Genomic DNA, 20,167 nt, shown 5'->3' with positions numbered 1-20,167 from the left:
GCTGGCCGCGATCCGGAGAAGAGAATGATCGACATCCGTTTCCACAAGAACGATCTGCCGGACCTTTCCCGCTACAATGTCGGTGCGGTCGCCATCGACACGGAAACGCTGGGCTTGAACCCGCATCGTGACCGGCTCTGCGTGGTTCAGATCTCGCCCGGCGACGGCAGCGCCGACGTCATCCAGATCGCGCCGGGCCAGAAGGAGGCGCCCAACCTTGTCAGCCTTCTCAGGAACGACGCCGTGGTGAAGCTGTTTCACTACGGCCGTTTCGACATTGCCGTCCTTTATCACGCTTTCGGCGTCATGGCCGAACCGGTTTTCTGCACAAAGATCGCCTCGCGGCTGACCCGTACCTACACCGACCGCCACGGGCTGAAGGATATATGCAACGAACTGCTCGGTATCGGCCTCTCCAAGGCGCAGCAATCGTCGGACTGGGCGGCGGAAACACTGTCGCCCGAGCAGCTCGAATATGCCGCCTCCGACGTGCTTTACCTGCACCGGCTGCGCGAGGTGCTGGCCGCGCGGCTTGCGCGCGAGGGTCGCACTAAGGAGGCCGAAGCCTGCTTCCGCTTCCTGCCGACGCGCGCCAAGCTCGATCTGATGGGCTGGGCGGAAGAGGATATCTTCGCGCATAGCTGACGACCCGGCGCGTCGAGCGACGTTCCTGCCGGTCCATTCTCGGCGTGAGATGGGAGGGAATGAATGGCAGAGCGCAAACCGATAGCGAGCGCGCCGAAGGACGGCTCGAAGGTAACGATCCTGTGGAACGACGAGCACGGCGTGGTCAACGAATCCGTCGGGCAATATCGCGACGGCGGCTGGTGGGTCTACACCGACAGCAACACCCAGAAAAAAGTCGAGCCGACCAGTTGGCGGCCTGCATCGGCCAATGATGACAGCGACCAGTGAGCGATCGCCGCAGGGCCTCGAAGCAGGCGCGAGACTCGGCTGCAAGAAGGGGGCGAGATGAGACAGAATATGCTCTACCTCATCATCGGCGCGTTGGCCGTCGTGGTCATCGCGCTTGGCATCTACATCTACCGCGAGCAGACCAGGCCGAAGGGCGTGGAGCTCAAGATCGACGACAAGGGCATTTCGATCCAGCAGAATTGATCTCACCACGTCCGCATCTCGCGAACTTGACCGGTCGGCTCCTGATAGCACCTATTGCATTCGGGTCCGCTCGCTGGGGCGGTGGTGGTTTTTGATATGATTCCCCGGATCGATTTCGTGGCCACCGGTGCCGTGAACGATGCGCTCGCCGCGATCGGGCGGACCGAGGACCTGCGCTTTTCGCCCGACAACCGCTTGCTTGCCGTCGCCGGATATGGACGCAGGCGATGCCTGATGCTGCGCATCGACATAGAGCCGACGGCCGGTGCACCGAGCATCGTTATCCGTGGCTTCGTGGAGCTCAGATCGGACAGCATGGGCGAGGTGCATGGCCTCGATTTCATCGACAACAGGACTTTTGTGGTCGCCAATCGCGATGGGCTGGTTGCGGTCTTCGCCCTGCCGCAAGGCGAACCGGCCGGACAAGGGCACGAAATCTCGCCACTTCGCGTGATCAAAGGCAGCCGATTTTGCAGATTGAGAACGCCCGGCTCGGTCGCCGTCAGGCGTGAGTCGCATGGCCGGCTCAGCCTGCTGGTCTGTAACAACTACACGCATCGGGTGACCCGCCATGTGATTCACCGGCGATGGGGATACCGCGCCCTGTGGAATCAGGTTCTCCTGGAGCAGGGCCTCGACATCCCGGACGGCATCGCGCTCAGCCATGACGGGCGGTGGGTCGCCGTCAGCAGCCACGGCACCAACGACGTGAAGATCTACGACATGTCGGCGCCGCTTGGCCCTGAAACCCGACCCGCCGGTGTCCTGGAAAATGCCAACTACCCGCACGGCCTGCGCTTCACGCAGGACGGCAGCCACATTCTTGTCGCCGACGCCGGCAGCCCGATGGTTCACGTCTATGCAAGCGACGAAGGCTGGAAGGGGCGCCGCACGCCGTCGCGTTCGGTCGCCGTGCTCGACGACGAAAGCTTTCTGCGCGGCAGGGCCAGCGTCGAGGAGGGTGGGCCGAAGGGCCTGGACATAGACAAGTCGAACAGCGTCGTGGCGGTGACTTGTCAGGAACAGCCGCTGGCTTTCTACGGCCTGTCGTCGATCGTCGGTCGAAGGGCGGCGGAGCCCGAGTTCCGCGTTCTTTGACGTCCAGGATAAGCCTGTGATTTCGGCTCCATATTCTGGCGACGGCATGAAAGAATGACAGGGGCCGCGCGCAGCTCCATCAAATCTTGGCGGCGTGGGCGGCAAACGGATGACGTCCGCGCGGTTCGGCGATATCATGCTGAGTATAGGGAGTTTTGGGGCCGACCAACCTAGCCTCTAGGAGGTTGCCATGAAGCACCAAACACTGGACCAGCTGCACGCCGTTGCCGAGGTCCGCACCGCCAAACCCGTCATGAGCCGAACCCAGCGCCTCGCACGTTGGGCGGAGCTTCTCGAACGTGAGCCAAACCGGCTCCTGACCGCGCTGATCGGCACTGAATATCGTGCCCCGCGGGAACGCAATGTCATGCGGGGCGCCGGCTCGCCCATATCCGTCGCCCTGGAAGACCCCGTTCTGCACGACGAGGGTTTGAAGAACGACACCTACGGCGAAGCAAAACGCTTCTTCGAGCTGACCGACTATCAGCTGCACGAGATCGTCTGCTACTGCCATGTCGGCGATGTCATGCGGGCATCGAGAGCTGCGCTCTCGGTCCGTGCCGTGCTCGACTAGTCCGAGCCGACTCGCCCGCCTATGCAAACGCTGGAGCGCGGCCGGAATGCCACGCCGATCGCGCTCCGTCAGGTGGCAGCTTACCAAACATTTGCTTTTCAATCACTTCGATTTTTCCCCACTTAACGCGCCTTTAAACCGCCGCATCTACTCTGCAACCCGAGCGCCATCGGCATCGGGGACAGCAAGCACAGCGCAATGGCGAACCGCAGAGACAGTCGCATCGAACCGAGCTTCGAGGGCTCGCCGCGGGCGAAATCCTCCGACGGCTTTTCGGTCAGCGAGGAGGATCGCGTCGTGCCGGCAAATCGTAAATCCGCAGCGAAACGCAAATCCGCCAAGGCGAAATCGCGCGGCCGGGGGCGCGATCGCAGCCAGCGCGGGCTGTTTTCCATCTTCGGCCGCCTGCTCTACTGGTGCTTCGTTTTCTGCATCTGGGGCGGCATCGCGGTGGCCGGCGTCGTCGTCTATTACGGCGCCAAGATGCCGGCGGCGACCACATGGTCGATCCCCGACCGCGCGCCCAACATCAAGATCGTCTCGGTCGACGGGCAACTCATCGCAAATCGCGGCATGAGCGGCGGCGAGGCCGTCGGCCTCAATGAAATGTCGCCATATATTCCCGAGGCTGTCGTCGCCATCGAGGATCGGCGGTTCTATTCGCATTTCGGCATCGACCCGATCGGCCTGGCGCGCGCCATGGTCACCAACGTCCTTGGCGGTCATTTCTCGCAGGGCGGCTCGACGCTGACGCAGCAGCTGGCCAAGAACCTGTTCCTGACGCCGGATCGCACGCTGGAGCGCAAGGTGCAGGAAGTGCTGCTGGCGCTGTGGCTGGAGCACAAGCACAGCAAGGACCAGATCCTCGAAATGTATCTCAACCGGGTCTATTTCGGGTCCGGCGCCTATGGCGTGGAGGCCGCCTCGCGGCGGTATTTCGGCAAGAGCGCGCGCGATGTCACGCTTTCCGAGGCAGCGCTTCTGGCCGGTCTGCTCAAGGCGCCGTCGCGGCTTTCGCCGGCGCGCGATCCCAAGGCGGCGGAAGAACGCGCACAGCTCGTGCTCGCCGCCATGCGCGAGGAAGGCAAGATCGGCGACAAGGAATACAAAATGGCGCTGAGCGCGCCGGCGACGCGCTCGCCCTCCTACTGGACCGGCTCGGAGAATTATGTCGCCGACACGGTCATGGAGGAACTTCCCGACCTGATCGGCGACGTGCGCGGCGACATCGTCATCGACACCACCGTGGATCTGACGCTGCAGAAGCTCGCCGAGCAGTCGATCCGCCGGCTGATCGACGAGAGCGGCAGAAAGCTCAACGTCACCCAGGGCGCGTTGGTGTCGATCGATGATTCCGGCGCCGTTCGCGCCATGGTCGGCGGTTACGACTATTCGACCAGCCAGTTCGATCGCGCCTCGGAAGCGCGGCGCCAGCCGGGATCGGCCTTCAAGCCTTTCGTCTACATGGCGGCGCTGGAAGCAGGCCGCACACCGGACAGCGTGCGCAACGACGCCCCGATCAGAATAGGCAAATGGACGCCGGAGAACTATGGCGGCAAATATTATGGCAAGGTGACGCTGGCCACCGCACTGGCGAAGTCGCTGAACTCGGTGGCGGCGCAACTCACCATGGAGGTCGGCCCCGACGCCGTGGTTGAGGCCGCGCACCGCATGGGCATCCAATCCGACCTGCAGTCGAACACCTCGATCGCGCTCGGCACCTCGGAAGTGACGCCGCTGGAACTGACCGCCGCCTATGTGCCTTTCGCCAATGGCGGCTACAAGCCGGATATCCGTTTCATCCAGCGCGTCACCACGGCTAGCGGCAAGGTGCTCTACGAAAACAATGGCGGCAGCGCGCCGCGCGTCCTCAAGGCCGACATCGTCGGCATGATGAACTCTATGATGACGGGCACGGTCGAAGTCGGCACCGCCAAGAAGGCGGCCTTCAACTGGCCCTCGGCCGGCAAGACCGGCACCAGCCAGAATTCACGCGACGCCTGGTTCGTCGGCTATACCGCCAACCTCACGACGGGTGTGTGGTTCGGCAATGACGACGGCAGCCCGATGAAGAAGGTGACCGGCGGCGCCTTGCCGGCGCAGGCCTGGCACGAATTCATGGTCGCCGCGCATGAAGGCTTGCCGGTCAGGCCGTTGCCCGGCACCTGGAAATCGACGCCGCCCGATACGGTTGTGCCGGACGAGATACCCTCGGCGGACAACTCGCAGCCGGCGCCGCCGGCGCCCGTCGGCCAGTCGAGCCCTGTCGCCCAGGCGCCCGCACGGCAGGCCCGTCCAGCCCAGACGGTCGATGCCGATGGCTTCGATATGCCGAGCGACGGCGGTACCACCGCCTCGGTCGGGCATCCGGTGCCGCCCGGCGATGTCGGCGGCCCGAAGAAAAGGCGGCAGACGTCGATTCTCGACATCCTCAGCGGCGGTTGAGCGGCAACTCGCCTCTCGCAATGGCTGGCGCCTTCGGCTACATGTCCGGCCGGAGATAAAGCCATGGCCGAAATCGACAGCAGAAAAACCATCGTGCTCACCGGCGCCAGCCGCGGCATCGGCCATGCGACGGTGAAACGCTTTTCACGCGAGGGCTGGCGCGTCATCACCTGCTCGCGACAGGCCTTTGCCGAGGACTGTCCATGGCCGGCCGGTCCCGAAGACCACATCAAGGTCGACCTTGCCGACCAGGAGGATGTCGGCATTGCCGTCTCGGAAATCCGCCACCGGCTGGAGGCGCATGGCGGGCAGTTGCACGCGCTGGTCAACAATGCTGGCATCTCGCCGAAGCTCAAGGACGGCGGCCGGATGAACTCGATCGAGACGCCGATGCATGTCTGGCGCGACGTGTTCCAGGTCAATTTCTTCGCGCCGATCATGCTGGCGAGAGGGCTGTTCAAGGAACTCGCCGCCGCCAAGGGCTCAATCGTCAACGTCACCTCGATCGCCGGCACGCGCGTGCATCCATTTGCCGGCACGGCCTATGCGACGTCGAAGGCGGCGCTGGGTTCTCTGACGCGCGAGATGGCGCATGACTTCGGGCCGCACGGCATCCGCGTCAATGCGATCGCGCCGGGCGAGATCGACACGGCGATCCTGTCGCCCGGCACCGACAAGATCGTCGAGACGATCCCGCTGAGAAGGCTGGGCGCCACGTCGGAAGTGGCCGACATCATCTTTTTCCTGTGTTCGGGCCAGGCGTCCTACGTGACCGGCTCGGAAATCCACATCAATGGCGGCCAGCACGTGTGACTTCCATCTCAGCGACATCGCTTCCGTTATTCGTTTCCTGATCCGCTTGGTTTGTGCAGGCGAGCGTCAGGCAGGCTGCGGCCTGATCTCGGCAGCGGCGTCGTCCAACCGAGCGGGTGACATGCCGGTAACCGCCTCGACGATGCCGCGTGCTATTTCGCGCTCGCCCATGATCACGGTGTCGGCGCCGAGAGCCCTGAGATGCTCGACCTCGGCATCGGAATGGGCGCGCGCAATGACGCTGATGCCGGGATTGGCCGCGCGCGCCCGCAGCACCACCTGTCCCGCCTCGAAGGCGTTGGGGATGGCGAGGATCAGCCGTTTGGCGCCTTCCGGATTGGCGGCCGCGAAGACGTCCGCATTGGCGGCGTTGCCGGCCACCGTTTCGACGCCCTCGGCCCTCAGCTTCGCCAGCGTCTTGTCGGCATCCTCGACAACCAGGAAGGGCAGGGCGGTTTGTTTCAGCGCGGCACCCACGAGGCTGCCGACACGTCCATAGCCGATCAGGATGGAATGGTCGGTGAGTCCCGTTCGCGGCGGCAGACCATTCTCGCTTTCAGACACTGCCGCCGCCGAGGCCACCTGGCCGGGCTCGGTCGCCGGGCCGATCGGCCTTGATTCCTCGGGCTCTGCCGTTTTGCCGGCGCGCTTTTCCAGCCACGGCTTCATCCTGTCGACGATCAGGAACATCAGCGGGTTGAGCAGGATCGACAGGATGGCGCCGGCCAGAATGAGGTCGCGGCCCTGTTCGGGCAGAAGCTTCAACCCGACGCCGAGCTCGGCCAGGATGAAGGAGAATTCGCCGATCTGGGCAAGGCTGGCCGAGATAATCAGCGCGGTCGCGACCGGATAGCGGAAGGCGATGACGATGACGAAAGCGGCGAGCGATTTGCCGATGAGGATGATGGCTAAGGTCGCCAGGATCGGCAGGCCGTTGCTGACTAGGCTGAACGGATCGAACAGCATGCCGACGGAAACGAAGAACAGCACGGAAAAAGCGTCGCGCAGCGGCAGCGATTCTTCCGCCGCCCGGTGGCTGAGCTCGGACTCGCTCATGACCATGCCGGCGAAGAAGGCGCCGAGCGCCAGCGAGACGCCGAACAGCTTCGCCGCGCCGAAGGCGACGCCGAGCGCGATGGCAAGCACCGAGAGCCGGAACAGCTCGCGTGAGCCGGTATGGGCGACATAGTGCAGGATCCAGGGGATGACCCTGCGGCCTACGACCAGCATGACGACGACGAAGGCGACGACCTTGGCCAGCGTTATGCCGACCACGCCCCATATGCCGTGGCTGGCGGGCAGCGAAAGCAGGCTCGCATGGTCGTCGGCCTGCGGCTGGCCGCCAAGCACGCCGGCGAGCGCCGGCAAAAGCACCAGCGCCAGCACCATGGCCAAATCCTCGACGATCAGCCAGCCGACGGCGATGCGGCCGCGCTCGGTCTCGATCAGCCGCCGCTCCTGCATGGCGCGCAGCAGGACGACGGTCGAGGCGACGGAGAGCGCGAGGCCGAAGACAAGGCCGGCGCCGAGCGACCAGCCAAGCAGCCAGGCGAGGCCGACGCCGAGCAGCGTGGCAAAGCCGATCTGCACGACGGCGCCGGGCACGGCGATTGCGCGGACCGACAAAAGATCCTTCAGCGAGAAATGCAGGCCGACGCCGAACATCAGCAGGATGACGCCAATCTCGGCGAGCTCGTTGGCAAGGCTGGCGTCGGCGACGAAGCCCGGCGTGTTCGGCCCGACCAGCACGCCAGCCACGAGATAGCCGACCAGCGGCGGGATGCGGAATCGGTTGGCCAATGCTCCGAAAACGAAGGCAAGCCCCAAACCGGCGACGATGGTGGCGATCAGGGGCGTGTCATGCGGCATTGTCTATGGAGCGCCTTTCGAGAATTCACGATGTCGATAAGCGCCGCCCGAGGGCCGCCGCCCCTTCGCAATATGGTCGGGGGAGGGGCGGTGACGCAACCACCGCTACACGGAAATCGGCGCCGCGATCGGGCGCCGGATGAGAAAATCAGAGCGAGCCGCCATGAGGGGGCCACGGCATCAATCCCCTGCACTGTGCGTTCCTGCGTGCCGCTCAGGCCGCTTTGAGCAGATTCTCGATGTCGAAGACGGTATGATTGGTCAGCGTCTTGGGGATTTCGGCCTGCACTTTTTCACTGACTTCCTTGTGCAGCTTCTGACGCATCTCGCCGAGCACCTGCGGCGGCGCGATCAGCACGAGCTGGTCGAACTCACCCCGATGTGCAAGCTTGTAGAGCCGATCGGCAATATCGCTTGCGAAACGTTCCTTGCCGAGGCGATGCCAGTCGGTTTCTTCGATCGCGCTGCGTGGCCCTTCGGCATACCGGCCCGGTTTATCGGTGCCTTGCTCCCTGGTGGCGGGATTTTCCTGCTCCATCTCCTGAACCACCTCGAGGTTCGGAAACTTGCTGTCGCCTTCATTGCGGAGGAAAAGCGCCTTCTCGCCGTCGGCCACGACCACCCAGAGACCGCGTTTAAGCTTGATGTTCATGATTTTCCTCCTTGCCTTGAGCACAAATCGAGCCCCGCGAGAGCGGCTCGACCGACGGGATGGATCGTTAGCGAAACGTGCCGCCGAGCATGATAGTTCCGGATCAACTAACGACTGCAGGATGTGCTGCAAGCGGCAGCGATCTCACCCACCAGCAAGACGCGTCTTAATCTACTTAAGGTAGAATTTAGAAAAAACCGTTTTGCCGTGTCGGCTGCACGGCGCTAAAAACTCTGCCGGATCAGTAGCTCTCGGAGAGGTGCCCGACCACCTCAAGCTCCGACGTAGAATTTTTTTCTCCTGCCTTTCGCGGCTGCGAAAAAGCGATTGCCTGCCATCAAGGGATGCGCGAGTGCTTGCCTTCTGGTTTTTCCCAGGCCCGCATAAAACTGCCAGACTGTTCTCGTACTGTTTATCGCCATGTCGCCAGCCAATGCCAAGCTCAACGCCTTCCCCGTCTTCCTGCGGGTCGACGGCGAAGCCGTGGCCATCGTCGGCAACGGCGAGGAGGCACTGGCCAAGGCCAGGCTGCTTGCTCAGTCAAACGCGACGCTGCGCATCATTGCGGACAATGCCGATCCCGAGCTTCTGAATTTCATTGCAACCGCCGGCGCTGTCCACGTCGATGTCGCCTACGATGCCGCGCACCTCGAGGACGCGGCCATGGTGTTTGCCGCCAGCGGCGACGAGGCGCTCGACCGCCGCGTGGTCGAAGACGCCCGCCGGCTGGGCATTCCGGTCAACGCCGTCGACCGGCCTGAGCTCTGCGATTTCTTCACACCGGCGCTGGTCAACCGCGCGCCGGTCGCCATCGCCATCGGCACCGAGGGCGCCGGCCCTGTGCTGGCGCAGCTGCTGCGGGTGCGCATCGATCGCATGCTGTCGCCGTCGCTTGGCCGGCTGGCAGCCTTGGCGTCGTCGTTTCGCACTGCTGCCGAGCGGCTGCCGAAGGGCAATCGCCGCCGCCAGTTCTGGAGCGATTTCTTCGCCGGCCTCCCGGCCAAGGCGGTTGAAGCCGGAGAGTTCGCCAGGGCGCATAGTGCTGCGCTCGAACTTCTGACTTCGGACGCGCCGACCGCAGGTCACATCGCTCTGGTCGGCGCCGGCCCGGGCGCGGAGGATCTTTTGACGCTGCGCGCCCACCGCCTGCTGATGGAGGCCGACGCGATCGTCTATGACGCGCTGGTGCCGGAAGCGATCGTCGCCATGGGGCGCCGCGATGCCGAGCGCTTGCCTGTCGGCAAGCGCAAGGGCTGCCATTCCAAGAGCCAGGAAGAAATCAACGCTCTGCTCATCGAGCTTGGCCGCGCCGGCAAGCGCGTGGTGCGGCTGAAATCAGGCGATCCGCTTGTGTTCGGGCGGGCGGGCGAGGAAATGGCAGCACTTCGCGAGGCCGGCATCGCCTATGAGGTGGTTCCGGGCGTGACCGCCGCCTTCGCCGCGGCCGCCGATTTCGAATTGCCGCTGACGCTGCGCGGCGTGACGTCCTCGATGGTGTTCACCACCGGGCATGACCTCAAGGGCAACTCACTGCCCGATTGGGCAAAGCTTGCCATTTCCGGCGCCACCGTCGCCGTCTATATGGGCCGCTCGGTTGCAGCCGAAGTCGCCGGCCGGCTGATCGAAGCCGGGCTGTCGCCCGATACCGCCGTCGCCGTGGTGGAGAATGCCAGCCTTGGCAATCGCCGCCGCTTCCACGGCACGCTCGCCGACCTGCCGTCGCTGGAAGCGCGCGCCGATCTTACCGGTCCGGTCATGACCATCATCGGCGACGCGGTCGCCGGCGCCAATTTCGAACAATCCGAGCCGCTTGCGGCGCACACGCGTGAAGATACGGCCGGCGTAGCGGCCGAAGGAGTTGAGCAATGAAGGTTCTGACCGCGAACAGGCTCTCGGACGGTATCGCCGTCTGGTACGCCGATGGCGGCTGGGCGGAGACCGTCACTCGTGCCGACATCGCCCATGACAAGGCGGCGGAGGATCGGCTCGAGGCCATCGGCGCCGCGGCCGCTGCCAACAACGAAGTCGTCGACGTCAACCTGATCGATGTGACCGTGATCAACGGCGCGGTCGAGCCGGTGCGGCTGCGCGAGAAGATCCGCGCCGCGGGCCCCACCATCCGCACCGACCTCGGCAAGCAGGCGAGCCCGGCTCCGGCACGGGCGGCATAGACACAAGAAAGCGGGCGGACGCGCCCTGAAAGACGAAGCATGTACCGTTACGACGAGTTCGACCAGGATTTCGTAAAGGCCCGCGTCGCCGAGTTCAGCGACCAGGTGCAGCGCCGGCTTGCCGGCGAGATCACCGAGGACCAGTTCCGGCCGCTCCGGCTGATGAACGGCGTCTATTTGCAGCTGCACGCCTATATGCTGCGTATCGCCGTGCCCTACGGCACGCTGAACAGCAGGCAATTGCGCATGCTCGGCCACATCGCCCGCAAATACGACAAGGGCTACGGCCACTTCACCACGCGCCAGAACATCCAGTTCAACTGGCCGGCGCTGTCCGACATCCCGGCGATCCTTGCTGATCTGGCGAGCGTCGAGATGCATGCCATCCAGACCAGCGGTAACTGCATCCGCAACGTCACCGCGGACCATTTCGCCGGCGCGGCCGCCGACGAGGTTGCCGATCCGCGTCCCTATGCGGAGATCCTGCGCCAGTGGTCGTCGGTGCATCCGGAGTTCTCGTACCTGCCGCGCAAGTTCAAGATCGCGGTGACCGGCGCCGAGCGTGATCGCGCCGCCATCCAGACGCACGACATCGGGCTGCATCTGAAGAAGAACGCGGCCGGCGAACTGGGCTTTGCCGTCTATGTCGGTGGCGGCCAGGGCCGCACGCCGATGGTCGCCAAGAAGATCCGCGACTTCCTGCCGGAAGCCGAGCTGTTGTCCTACTGCACGGCGATCCTGCGCGTTTACAACCTCTATGGCCGCCGCGACAACAAGTACAAGGCGCGTATCAAGATCCTCGTCCACGAGACCGGGGTCGAGGAGATAACCCGCCAGATCGAGGCCGAATGGCAGGAGTTGAAGGACGCGGAGCTGAAGCTGCCGGACGCCGACATCCAGGCGATCAATGCTTATTTCGCGCCGCCGGCATTGCCTGACCGGCCGGAAGGCGACGCGCAGGTGAACGAGGCGCGGCTCGATTCCAAGAGTTTTTCGGAGTGGCTCGACCAGAATGTCATAACGCATCGCCACCCCGACTATGCGGCGGTGACGATCTCGCTTAAGGGCATCGGCGAGGTGCCCGGTGACGCCTCCGACAGCCAGATGGAGGCGGTTGCCGACATCGCCGAGAAATACGCCTTCGACGAGCTGCGCGTCAGTCACGAGCAGAACCTGATCCTGCCGCATGTGGCGCGCGCCGACCTCAAGGCCGTCTATGACGCGCTGGTCGAGATCGGCTTGGCGACGGCCAATTCCAACATGATCAGCGACATCATCTCTTGCCCCGGCCTCGACTATTGCGCGCTTGCCACGGCGCGTTCGATTCCGGTCGCGCAGGAAATCTCGCGCCGCTTCGCCTCGCTGGAGCGGCAGCGCGAGATCGGTGAGTTGAAGCTGAAGATCTCCGGCTGCATCAACGCCTGCGGCCACCACCATGTCGGCCATATCGGCATTCTCGGCGTGGAGAAGAAGGGCTCCGAGCTCTACCAGGTCACGCTCGGCGGCTCGGCCGACGAGAACACGTCGGTCGGCGAGATCATCGGCCGCGGTTTCTCTTCGGAAGAAATCACCGATGCCATCGAGCAGATCGTCGACACCTATCTCGGCCTTCGGCTCAATCCCAGTGAACGTTTTATCGACGCCTACCGCCGTGTCGGTCCCGCGCCGTTCAAGGAGGCGCTCTATGCTGGCGAAACCAAGGCCGCTTGACCGGATCGGCGGCGTCGAGGCCGGCGTTGCCGCGGAAGCGGCGGGGCTCGACGCGCTGCTCGGCCATCTGAAGCCGATCGAGATCATCGAGCGCTCGGCGCGTGAATTTTTCCGCGGCGAGGTTGCCGCCGTGTCGTCCTTCGGCGCCGATTCGGCAGTCCTCCTGCACATGATTGCCGAGATCGACCGCTCGCTGCCGATGATCTTTCTCGACACCGGCAAGCATTTCGAGGAGACGCTGGGCTACCGCGACGCGCTGGTCGCCGATTTCGGCCTGACCGATGTGAGAGTGATCAAGCCGGACGAAGCGGCGCTCGAACGCGTCGATCCGACCGGCAGGCTGCATGAGACCGATACCGACGCCTGTTGCAACCTGCGCAAGGTCGAGCCGCTGGCGCGTGGCGTCGAGCCGTTCCGCGCCTGGTTCACCGGGCGCAAGCGCTTCCAGGCTTCGACGCGCGCGGCACTCCCGGTCTTCGAGGCCGTCGGCTCGCGCATCCGCATCAATCCGCTCGCGCATTGGACGACATCCGACCAGGCCGACTACATGCGCGCGCATGCGCTGCGCGAAAACCCGCTGGTCGCCTATGGCTATCTGTCGATCGGCTGCTTCCCCTGCACGCAGCCGGTACAGCCAGGCGAGGATGCGCGCAGCGGCCGCTGGGCGGGGCACGCCAAGACCGAGTGCGGCATCCATCTGTCGGGGCTGGAGAAGTCGCTGACCGACGCATCACTTTAAGGACAGCCGCTACTCAGGTGAGGCCGGCCTGCAAATGGCGGGTTCCTGCGCTTTCGGAGCTCGCGTAGTTGAAGTACGCTCCGCTCCCGTTCTCGAAAGCCACCATTTTCGACTCCGGGCCGACCTGAACAGCGACATATCCTTTCATTCTTAGGGCATTAGGATCTTAGGGCATTAGGAATTTTGATGACTGAGCCGACCAAATCGGAAACCCGCCTCTGGACCCCGAACGGTTTCCGCGAGGACGAATGGACCCATGCCGAGAGCGCCGAAGCGCTTGCCGGCAATGGCCGCTTCATCCTCCCGTTGCAGGCCTTTCTCGGGCTCGATGACGATATCCGCAGGTCGGCCAAGGAGCGCCTCGGCGTGCTCCTGCTCCCCGGCGACGAGCTCGACAAGATCGTCGGCCTGCTCGACCAGCTGTCGCTGGTGGCGCTTGCCTTCCCGGCCTTCAACGACGGCCGCTCCTTCTCCAAGGGCGAATTGCTGCGCACCCGGCATAACTTCAAAGGCGCGGTGCGCGCCACGGGCCAGGTCCTGGTCGATCAATTGCCGCATATGCTGCGGCTCGGCTTCGACGAGTTCGAGGTCTCCAATCCGGTGCTGTTGAAGCGGCTGGAGGAAGGGCGCACAGGAGGCTTGCCAGTCTATTACCAGCCGGCGGTGGAGCCGGAAGCCAAGGGCCCGAAATATTCCTGGCGGCGCAAACGCCCGGGCTGAGCCGTCCCCGCGCTGACCGCCGAAGGCAGCCATCCGGTAAACCAAGGGAGCCTGCAGCTTTGGTCTGACCAAGCACCTTGCTTTTGACGTCTTGGCGCGGTCGGTTCAGTTCTACGCGCCTCTTTGCAACAATCTGGTCAGACCACTTCTGCGAATTTCACTTTCTCTTTTGCCGTCTTGCCCTTAGGATACGGTGATTATTTCGCGCTCCGAAATAAACAGCCGGCAAAGGAGGAAACGGCATGGCAGGCAAGAAGATACTGATGCTCGTTGGCGAGTTCAGCGAAGAATACGAGATTTTCGTTTTTGAGCAGGCGATGCATGCGGTCGGCCACACAGTCCATGTCGTCTGCCCGGACAAGAAGGCCGGCGACGTGCTCAAGACCTCGCTGCACGACTTCGAGGGCCATCAGACCTATACGGAAAAGCTCGGCCACGACTATATCCTCAACAAGACATTCGCCGAGGTGAATCCCGCCGATTACGACGCGGTCTACGCTGCGGGCGGACGCGGGCCGGAATATATTCGCATCGACAAGCGCGTGCAGGCGCTGGTCAGGCATTTCCACGAGACCGGCAAGCCGATCTTCACCATCTGCCACGGTGTGCAAATCCTGATCGCGGTCGACGGCGTGGTGCGCGGCAGGAAGGTGGCGGCGCTGCAGTATTGCGAGCCCGAAGTGACGCTTGCCGGGGGCACCTATATCGACGTGTCGCCGACCGGCGCGCATGTCGACGGCAATCTGGTTTCGGCAAAGGGATGGCCCGGCCTTGCGTCGTTCATGCGGGAGTGCCTCAAGGTGCTTGGCACCGAGATCCGTCATGGCGAGGCTCTGATGCGCGACGAGCGCAGAGCCGCATAGCTCCTCAGCGCCTTACGCTGTGGAACTGGGGGAAGGGCGGTCTAGTGCTGCCGCTGGCCGTCCGCCTTGTCCGTCTCGGCGCCGTCCAGGCGGTCAAGCAGATCCGTGAACTGCTTGGGCACTTCTTTTTCCAGGCGAAATGCCGGAAGCGTGCGCAGAAGGCGCTTGGTCGCTTCGGTGCCAACCTGTCGCCTGATATCGTCGGCGAGCTTGGCGCGCCTTTCGCCGATGTTGCCCTTCATGGTCCCAAAATCCTGTGTCGGCTTCGAAACTCTCGCAGCCCGGCAATGGTTCCCGCATAGGCCCTTAGTGGCAAGCAAAGCCGTCCGGTACGGTAAAATTTGAATTAACTTGGAACGATCGCGGAAGGGCCGTCATCGGTGCTTGCCCCTTGATTTTTGGCCCCTAAACCTCGATATCGGGCGCAAATCCAAACCAATCCGAATGACGGGAAACGGCGATGAGCGACCAGGCAAAAGACGAACGCGCGCCCGAGGAAATCGAAGCCAACCAGGCTTCCGAGGCCCGGGCTTCCGGCGAACGTGCGGAAGGCGGCGTCGACGGCGACTATGAGGCGCTTGTGCGGTTGCTGAAGGAAAACGAGGAACTGAAGGACCGGGCGCTTCGCGTAGCTGCCGAAATGGAGAATCTGCGGCGCCGTACCGCGCGTGATGTACATGACGCACGCACCTACGCTGTGGCCAATTTCGCGCGCGACATGCTGTCGGTGTCGGACAATTTGCGCCGCGCGCTGGACGCCATTCCGACCGAGGCCAAGGCCTCCGGCGATGCCGGTTTCAAGGCGCTGATCGAGGGCGTCGACCTCACCGAGCGCGCCATGCTGGCGGCGCTGGAGCGGCACGGGGTGAAGAAGCTTGCGCCCGAAGGCGAGAAGTTCGACCCGAACTTCCATCAGGCTATGTTCGAGGTGCCCAACCCCGACGTTCCGGCCGGGACCGTGGTCCAGGTCGTGCAGCCCGGCTATTCGATCGGCGAGCGCGTGTTGAGGCCGGCGATGGTCGGCGTCTCCAAGGGCGGCCCAAAGGCCGCCGCCGCCGAAGCGCCGGTCGAGCCGGGTCCGGTGAACGAGCAGGCCGAGAAGGATGCGTGAAGGGAGCCAATAGCGAATAGGGAATAGCGAATAGGGAAGGACGGTACCAACCGCACCGCTTCGTGATATTCACTGTGCACTGACTATTCGCCAATCACTATTCGCCCGCCCATGAATCCCATCGAGCTGCTCGACTATGCCGGCGTCGCCGTCTTCGCGGCGACCGGCGCGCTTGCCGCGTCAGCAAAGAGCTCGATATCATCGGCTTCCTGTTTCTGGCCAGCATCACCGGCATTGGTGGCGGAACGCTGCGCGACGTCATTCTCAACCTGCCGGTGTTCTGGGTCGCCAACAGCGGCTATGTGCTGATCTGCGCCGTGATGGCAGTGCTTGTCTTCTTCAGCGCCCATCGTGTGGAATCCCGCTACAAGCTGCTGCTCTGGCTCGATGCGATCGGACTTGCCGCCTTTGCGGTGATGGGGGCTGCAAAGGGCCTGGCGATCACCGGCTCCCCGGTCGTTTCGGTCATCACCGGGGTGCTCACCGCGACCTTCGGCGGCATATTGCGCGACCTGATCGCAGGCGAGCCTTCCGTGCTGCTCAGGCCCGAAATCTATGTCACCGCGGCGCTTGCGGGTGCAGCGCTCTTCACGGTTGGCGATCTCGTTGGCATGTCGGCCCTGCCATCCAGCCTGCTCGGCTTTGCGGCGGCCTTCCTGGTGCGGGGCGGGGCGCTCAAATTCGGCTGGTCGTTCCCGGCCTATAAGAGCCGGCCCGGGCGAAGGCCGGAGGATATTCCGTGATAGCAAACAGCGAATAGCGAATAGAGAGTAGCGAATAGGGCTGTTGTAGTCAGCCTACTATCGTTAGTTCCTTCGCTATTCGCTATTCGCTATTCGCTATTCGCTATTCGCTATTCGCTATTCGCCAGACTCACGCCGCGAAACGCTGGCCTTCGCCGCCATAGTAATTGACGTAGCGGGCGCCGATCTCCTTGACCGGCATGACGACGAAAATGTCGACGGTCGAGAATTCGTGGTCGATGACGCAGCCGTCGCCGATGCGGGCGCCGACACGCAGATAGCCTTTGACGAGCGGCGGCATGGCGGCGATCGCGGCCTTGGCATTGACCGCCTCGATCGGCATCAAGTCCATCGAGCAGTAGCGGCCGGCCACCGCCCGGACATCCCAGGCCTGGTCGGTGCGGCAGTGATGGGCGAGATAGGTAAGCGCCTCCGCATGCGCCGCCGGCACGGTGCCGTGGAAGGAGGCGCAGCCGGTCATCACGCCGATGCCATAGTGGTTGATATAGGCCCAGATGCCTTGCCAGAGCGCCTCGATGGTGCGCTTGGAGCGGTATTCCGGCAGCACGCAGGAGCGCCCGAGTTCCAGGAAGCGTTGGCCCGGATGGCGCGCCACCAGCTTGGTCAGCTCGAACTCGCCCTCGGAGTAGAAGCCGCCCGCCGCGGTGGCGATCTCCTGCCGCAGCAGGCGATAGGTGCCGACGATACGGCGGTGCTCTGGGCCGGGAAGCGAGGTGTCGAAAACCAGGAGATGATCGCAGAGCGGGTCGAAGCGGTCGGCATCGCGCCGATCCTGCGCCTGGAACAAATCCTTCCTCGCGCCGAGCTCGTCATAGAATACCCGATAACGCACTTCCTGGGCGGCGGCGATCTCGGCCCCGTTGCGGGCGAGCCGCACTTCCAGGTTGCCGATGCGGCCCAGCGGTGCGCCGCTTGCGAAAGCGTCGGCGGCACGCGCGCCGAGAAGGGCGCTGGCGTTCGGCCGAGTATCGCATTCAGGCATGACTGTATGCACGAGTGATTCTCCTTCGAGCCATCCCTCTTGGCACGGGGATACGGTGTAGGTGCAACAGGATTGTGACAGTACCGTGATACGGCGATCCCGGCAATACTTCGTCGGCTGGGCAATACCCTCAACCGGCTATCTTATGGCTGCGAAAGCCAAGCAATCCAAGGCGTTCCGGAAAGTCTAAAAAATTCGTTACGCCGCTGCCTGGCTCTCGACGGCCTGGACGAGCGCATCGGGGTCGAGAGGCTTGGTGACGAAGCCGCTGGCGCCGTGGGCCAAAACCGTGTGGCGCGTCTTTTCCTGGCTGTCGGCGGAAAGCACCATGATCGGGATCGGCGGCACGGCAAGCGCTTCCTCATGGCGGCGGATGGCGGCGATCGCGTCCAGCCCGTCCATCACCGGCATGTGGAGATCCATCAGCACGACATCGAAACGATGCTTGAGGCCGGCGTCGGTGACGGCTTCGACCGCGGCCTTGCCGTTGCTGACGATCTTGACGCGATGTCCAGCCTTGAGCAGGGTGGCGCGGGCAAGCATCGCGTTGATGTCATTGTCCTCCGCGATCAGCACGGACAGGCCCTTGTCGCGGCGGCGGACGGAGGCGGTGCCGCGCGGTTCCGACCGCGGCTCGGCGGGTGCCGGCACATGGCTGGTCAACAGCACGCGCAGCAGCGTTTCGCCGCGCACCGGCCGGGCGAGGAACGTCGCGTAGCCGTTGGCGCGGAATTCGCCAAGCATGCCGCGATCGGCGGGTGCGATCAGGGTGATGGCCTGGCAGTCGACAAAACCGCTCTGACGCAGCCGCTTGAGCAGGCGGCCGTCGCTGTTCTCGAGCGCGGCGTCGACCAGAAGCACGTTGCAGCCGGCGGCGAAGGCAATGGCCTGGTCCGGCGTGGCCGCGATCTCGACGGCACCGCCATGCGCGCGGATGGTGCGAGCGATGGCATCGGCCTCGACGGCATTCTTGGACACGATCACCGCGCGTCGGCCCGAGAGGATGTCCCGGCGATACTGTGGCGGTTGGGTTGCCGCGGTCGCCGGAATGTCGAAGACGAATTCGGATCCCTCGCCTAGCCGGCTCGAAACCGAGATCGTGCCGCCCATGGCGATCACCAGGCGCTTGGAGATGGCGAGGCCGAGACCGGCGCCGCCGTGCACCCTGGTCGAAGTACCGTCGGATTGCTCGAATTCCTCGAAGATGCGCTCCATATCCTCTTCGCGCAGCCCCGGACCGGTGTCGGCGATGGTGAAGCGGATGCGGTCGGTGCTCTCGGTGCTGGCGCGCGCGACGGTAAGCAGCACGCCGCCTGTGTCGGTGAACTTGACGGCATTGCCGATGAGGTTGAGCAGCACCTGGCGCACGCGACCGGGGTCGGCGGTGATCATCTGCGGCACGTCGGGTTCGACGTGACAGCCGAGGCCGATGGTCTTGGAGAAGGCCTTCGCGGCCAGCAGCTCGATGATGTTGTCGGCGATCTCACGCAGTGATGTCGGCTGCGGCTCGGGATCGAAGCGGCCGGCCTCGATCTTGGAGTAGTCGAGCAGATCCTCGATCAGCGCCAGCAGCGAGCTTGCGGAAGTCGAGACGGCGCCGACATAGGTACGCTGCTCGGGCGACAGGTCGGTGTCGGCAAGCAGCTTCGCCATGCCCATGATGCCATTCATCGGCGTGCGGATCTCGTGGCTGACGGTGGCAAGGAAGCGCGACTTGGCCTGGCTGGCGTATTCGGCCCGCTCGCGGGCGGTGATCAGCGACGATTCGGCGCGCTTGCGGGCGGTGATGTCACGGGCGATCGCCCGGTGCGAAACAGCACCGGTGTCCCTGTCCCGCACCGAGAGCTCGATCCAGGAGAACCAGCGCGGCCCGTTCGGCGTGCGGATGGCGACATCGGTGGAGCTCAGGCATTCATGATCCGAAAAGGCGGCCTCGGGCACGACGCCGACGTCGATGCCGAGCTCGGAAAGCGTCTTGCCTGCGAGGTCGCGCTGATCGATCTCGACGAGCGAGGCGAACACCTTGTTGGCGTAGACGATGTGGCCGTCGCGGTCGCGATGGACAACGAGGTCGCCGAGCGCATCGATCAGACCGCGAAAACGCTCTTCGCTCTCCTGCATCTCCCACATGCGATCGGCGAGGGTCTCGATCTCGGCGCGGCTACGGGCGGCCGTCTCGTCGAGAAGTGCGGCGGTGCGCCGCTCGGCGCGCTGATTGCGCAGATGCATCATCAGGCCGCCCAGACCCGTCGCCAGGAGGCCTATGGTGATGAAGATCGGCGCTCCGGTGAGATGCGCCAGCCCGGCCAGGACGACTATGGCGACGATCGTCAGGAACGGCAGGCCTTCATGACTGTCCGCTTGCAATGCGGGGACCAGCGGCGGCGCGACAAGCACCTGCCGCTTCGGCGCGTCAGGACCCAGTCCGTCGTCGCCTGCGGCTTTGCTGTCCTGTCTGAAGTCGGAGTCCGCGAGCATGCGGAAAACCTTGCCAGACAGAGATTATGGAAGATTGCGGCGGATCGTTCGAATTTTAG

19 protein-coding genes and 1 pseudogene are annotated in these 20,167 nt (G+C 64.1%); 15 read left to right on the top strand and 5 right to left on the bottom strand.

What is annotated here, in order from left to right:
* The first annotated feature begins 27 nt into the window (after window positions 1–27).
* The 7 genes from CK222_RS12660 (at window position 28) to CK222_RS12630 (ending at window position 6,049) form a co-directional block, all read left to right on the top strand.
* Window positions 28–645, top strand: coding sequence for a ribonuclease D (locus tag CK222_RS12660; protein WP_176477633.1), 618 nt, complete (start codon window positions 28–30; stop codon window positions 643–645).
* A gap of 63 nt (window positions 646–708) precedes the next feature.
* Complete coding sequence (locus CK222_RS12655) at window positions 709–915, top strand: hypothetical protein (RefSeq protein WP_067004099.1); 207 nt, start codon at window positions 709–711, stop codon at window positions 913–915.
* A 57-nt stretch (window positions 916–972) separates the two neighbouring features.
* The gene (locus tag CK222_RS12650; RefSeq protein ID WP_082953626.1) at window positions 973–1,119 is read left to right on the top strand and encodes a hypothetical protein; all 147 of its coding nucleotides are present in this window, start codon (window positions 973–975) and stop codon (window positions 1,117–1,119) included.
* A 117-nt stretch (window positions 1,120–1,236) separates the two neighbouring features.
* A complete protein-coding gene (locus CK222_RS12645; RefSeq protein ID WP_245433018.1) occupies window positions 1,237–2,217 on the top strand; it encodes a beta-propeller fold lactonase family protein in 981 nt (326 codons plus the stop codon).
* A gap of 190 nt (window positions 2,218–2,407) precedes the next feature.
* Entirely contained in the window at window positions 2,408–2,791 is a 384-nt protein-coding gene (locus CK222_RS12640) for a hypothetical protein (RefSeq protein WP_067004095.1), read from the top strand.
* Window positions 2,792–2,989: 198 nt separating this feature from the next.
* Complete coding sequence (locus CK222_RS12635) at window positions 2,990–5,236, top strand: transglycosylase domain-containing protein (protein WP_095800582.1); 2,247 nt, start codon at window positions 2,990–2,992, stop codon at window positions 5,234–5,236.
* A gap of 63 nt (window positions 5,237–5,299) precedes the next feature.
* A complete protein-coding gene (locus tag CK222_RS12630; RefSeq protein WP_067004093.1) occupies window positions 5,300–6,049 on the top strand; it encodes an SDR family oxidoreductase in 750 nt (249 codons plus the stop codon).
* A gap of 66 nt (window positions 6,050–6,115) precedes the next feature.
* On the opposite strand, the gene ybaL is transcribed toward CK222_RS12630, so the two are convergent.
* Both ybaL and CK222_RS12620 read right to left on the bottom strand, forming a co-directional pair.
* Window positions 6,116–7,918, bottom strand: a complete 1,803-nt coding sequence (gene ybaL, locus CK222_RS12625) for a YbaL family putative K(+) efflux transporter (protein ID WP_245433017.1) — start codon at window positions 7,916–7,918, stop codon at window positions 6,116–6,118.
* Between the two features lie 214 nt (window positions 7,919–8,132).
* Window positions 8,133–8,573: a host attachment family protein gene (locus CK222_RS12620; RefSeq protein WP_164747059.1), complete on the bottom strand. Its 441-nt coding sequence runs from the start codon at window positions 8,571–8,573 to the stop codon at window positions 8,133–8,135.
* Window positions 8,574–8,990: 417 nt separating this feature from the next.
* Between CK222_RS12620 and cysG the strand changes: the two genes are divergently transcribed.
* The 6 genes from cysG to CK222_RS12590 all read left to right on the top strand — a co-directional run bounded on the left by cysG (window position 8,991) and on the right by CK222_RS12590 (window position 14,773).
* Complete coding sequence (gene cysG / locus CK222_RS12615; protein WP_095800581.1) at window positions 8,991–10,439, top strand: siroheme synthase CysG; 1,449 nt, start codon at window positions 8,991–8,993, stop codon at window positions 10,437–10,439.
* On the top strand, window positions 10,436–10,741 hold the full coding sequence (locus tag CK222_RS12610; RefSeq protein WP_095800580.1) for a DUF2849 domain-containing protein: 306 nt from the start codon (window positions 10,436–10,438) through the stop codon (window positions 10,739–10,741). Before cysG ends, CK222_RS12610 begins: the two co-directional genes overlap by 4 nt.
* Before the next feature lie 39 nt (window positions 10,742–10,780).
* Window positions 10,781–12,451 carry a nitrite/sulfite reductase gene (locus tag CK222_RS12605; protein WP_095800579.1) on the top strand — a complete coding sequence of 557 codons (1,671 nt, stop codon included), beginning with the start codon at window positions 10,781–10,783 and terminating at the stop codon, window positions 12,449–12,451.
* Complete coding sequence (locus tag CK222_RS12600; protein WP_095800578.1) at window positions 12,426–13,190, top strand: phosphoadenylyl-sulfate reductase; 765 nt, start codon at window positions 12,426–12,428, stop codon at window positions 13,188–13,190. Before CK222_RS12605 ends, CK222_RS12600 begins: the two co-directional genes overlap by 26 nt.
* 186 nt (window positions 13,191–13,376) lie before the next feature.
* Complete coding sequence (locus CK222_RS12595; protein WP_067318908.1) at window positions 13,377–13,910, top strand: DUF934 domain-containing protein; 534 nt, start codon at window positions 13,377–13,379, stop codon at window positions 13,908–13,910.
* Between the two features lie 242 nt (window positions 13,911–14,152).
* Window positions 14,153–14,773, top strand: a complete 621-nt coding sequence (locus tag CK222_RS12590; protein ID WP_095800577.1) for a DJ-1/PfpI family protein — start codon at window positions 14,153–14,155, stop codon at window positions 14,771–14,773.
* Between the two features lie 41 nt (window positions 14,774–14,814).
* Here the strand turns inward: CK222_RS12590 and CK222_RS12585 are convergent, their stop codons facing one another.
* A complete protein-coding gene (locus CK222_RS12585; RefSeq protein WP_067318902.1) occupies window positions 14,815–15,015 on the bottom strand; it encodes a hypothetical protein in 201 nt (66 codons plus the stop codon).
* Window positions 15,016–15,233: 218 nt separating this feature from the next.
* Here CK222_RS12585 and grpE point away from each other — a divergent pair, with 218 nt between their 5' ends.
* Both grpE and CK222_RS12575 read left to right on the top strand, forming a co-directional pair.
* Entirely contained in the window at window positions 15,234–15,884 is a 651-nt protein-coding gene (gene grpE, locus CK222_RS12580) for a nucleotide exchange factor GrpE (RefSeq protein WP_095800576.1), read from the top strand.
* 111 nt (window positions 15,885–15,995) lie between these two features.
* Window positions 15,996–16,627 (top strand): annotated as a pseudogene (locus tag CK222_RS12575) (trimeric intracellular cation channel family protein).
* A 130-nt stretch (window positions 16,628–16,757) separates the two neighbouring features.
* Here CK222_RS12575 and CK222_RS12570 read toward each other — a convergent pair.
* Complete coding sequence (locus tag CK222_RS12570; protein WP_082953625.1) at window positions 16,758–17,642, bottom strand: GNAT family N-acetyltransferase; 885 nt, start codon at window positions 17,640–17,642, stop codon at window positions 16,758–16,760.
* Window positions 17,643–17,828: 186 nt separating this feature from the next.
* On the bottom strand, window positions 17,829–20,108 hold the full coding sequence (locus tag CK222_RS12565) for a PAS domain-containing hybrid sensor histidine kinase/response regulator (RefSeq protein ID WP_095800575.1): 2,280 nt from the start codon (window positions 20,106–20,108) through the stop codon (window positions 17,829–17,831).
* Window positions 20,109–20,167: the final 59 nt, after the last annotated feature.

This window comes from Mesorhizobium sp. WSM3866, assembly GCF_002294795.1.
GTDB lineage: Bacteria > Pseudomonadota > Alphaproteobacteria > Rhizobiales > Rhizobiaceae > Mesorhizobium.
Note: the sequence above shows the minus strand (reverse complement) of the source record. Positions and strands in the feature narration are given on the sequence as shown.

Coding starts and splice junctions, on each gene's coding strand:
- CK222_RS12655 (WP_067004099.1), top strand. CDS start 709: ATGGCAGAGCGCAAACCGATAGCGAGCGCGCCGAAGGACGGCTCGAAG.
- CK222_RS12650 (WP_082953626.1), top strand. CDS start 973: ATGAGACAGAATATGCTCTACCTCATCATCGGCGCGTTGGCCGTCGTG.
- CK222_RS12640 (WP_067004095.1), top strand. CDS start 2,408: ATGAAGCACCAAACACTGGACCAGCTGCACGCCGTTGCCGAGGTCCGC.
- CK222_RS12635 (WP_095800582.1), top strand. CDS start 2,990: ATGGCGAACCGCAGAGACAGTCGCATCGAACCGAGCTTCGAGGGCTCG.
- CK222_RS12630 (WP_067004093.1), top strand. CDS start 5,300: ATGGCCGAAATCGACAGCAGAAAAACCATCGTGCTCACCGGCGCCAGC.
- ybaL (WP_245433017.1), bottom strand. CDS start 7,918: ATGCCGCATGACACGCCCCTGATCGCCACCATCGTCGCCGGTTTGGGG.
- cysG (WP_095800581.1), top strand. CDS start 8,991: ATGTCGCCAGCCAATGCCAAGCTCAACGCCTTCCCCGTCTTCCTGCGG.
- CK222_RS12610 (WP_095800580.1), top strand. CDS start 10,436: ATGAAGGTTCTGACCGCGAACAGGCTCTCGGACGGTATCGCCGTCTGG.
- CK222_RS12605 (WP_095800579.1), top strand. CDS start 10,781: ATGTACCGTTACGACGAGTTCGACCAGGATTTCGTAAAGGCCCGCGTC.
- CK222_RS12600 (WP_095800578.1), top strand. CDS start 12,426: ATGCTGGCGAAACCAAGGCCGCTTGACCGGATCGGCGGCGTCGAGGCC.
- CK222_RS12595 (WP_067318908.1), top strand. CDS start 13,377: ATGACTGAGCCGACCAAATCGGAAACCCGCCTCTGGACCCCGAACGGT.
- CK222_RS12590 (WP_095800577.1), top strand. CDS start 14,153: ATGGCAGGCAAGAAGATACTGATGCTCGTTGGCGAGTTCAGCGAAGAA.
- CK222_RS12585 (WP_067318902.1), bottom strand. CDS start 15,015: ATGAAGGGCAACATCGGCGAAAGGCGCGCCAAGCTCGCCGACGATATC.
- grpE (WP_095800576.1), top strand. CDS start 15,234: ATGAGCGACCAGGCAAAAGACGAACGCGCGCCCGAGGAAATCGAAGCC.
- CK222_RS12565 (WP_095800575.1), bottom strand. CDS start 20,108: ATGCTCGCGGACTCCGACTTCAGACAGGACAGCAAAGCCGCAGGCGAC.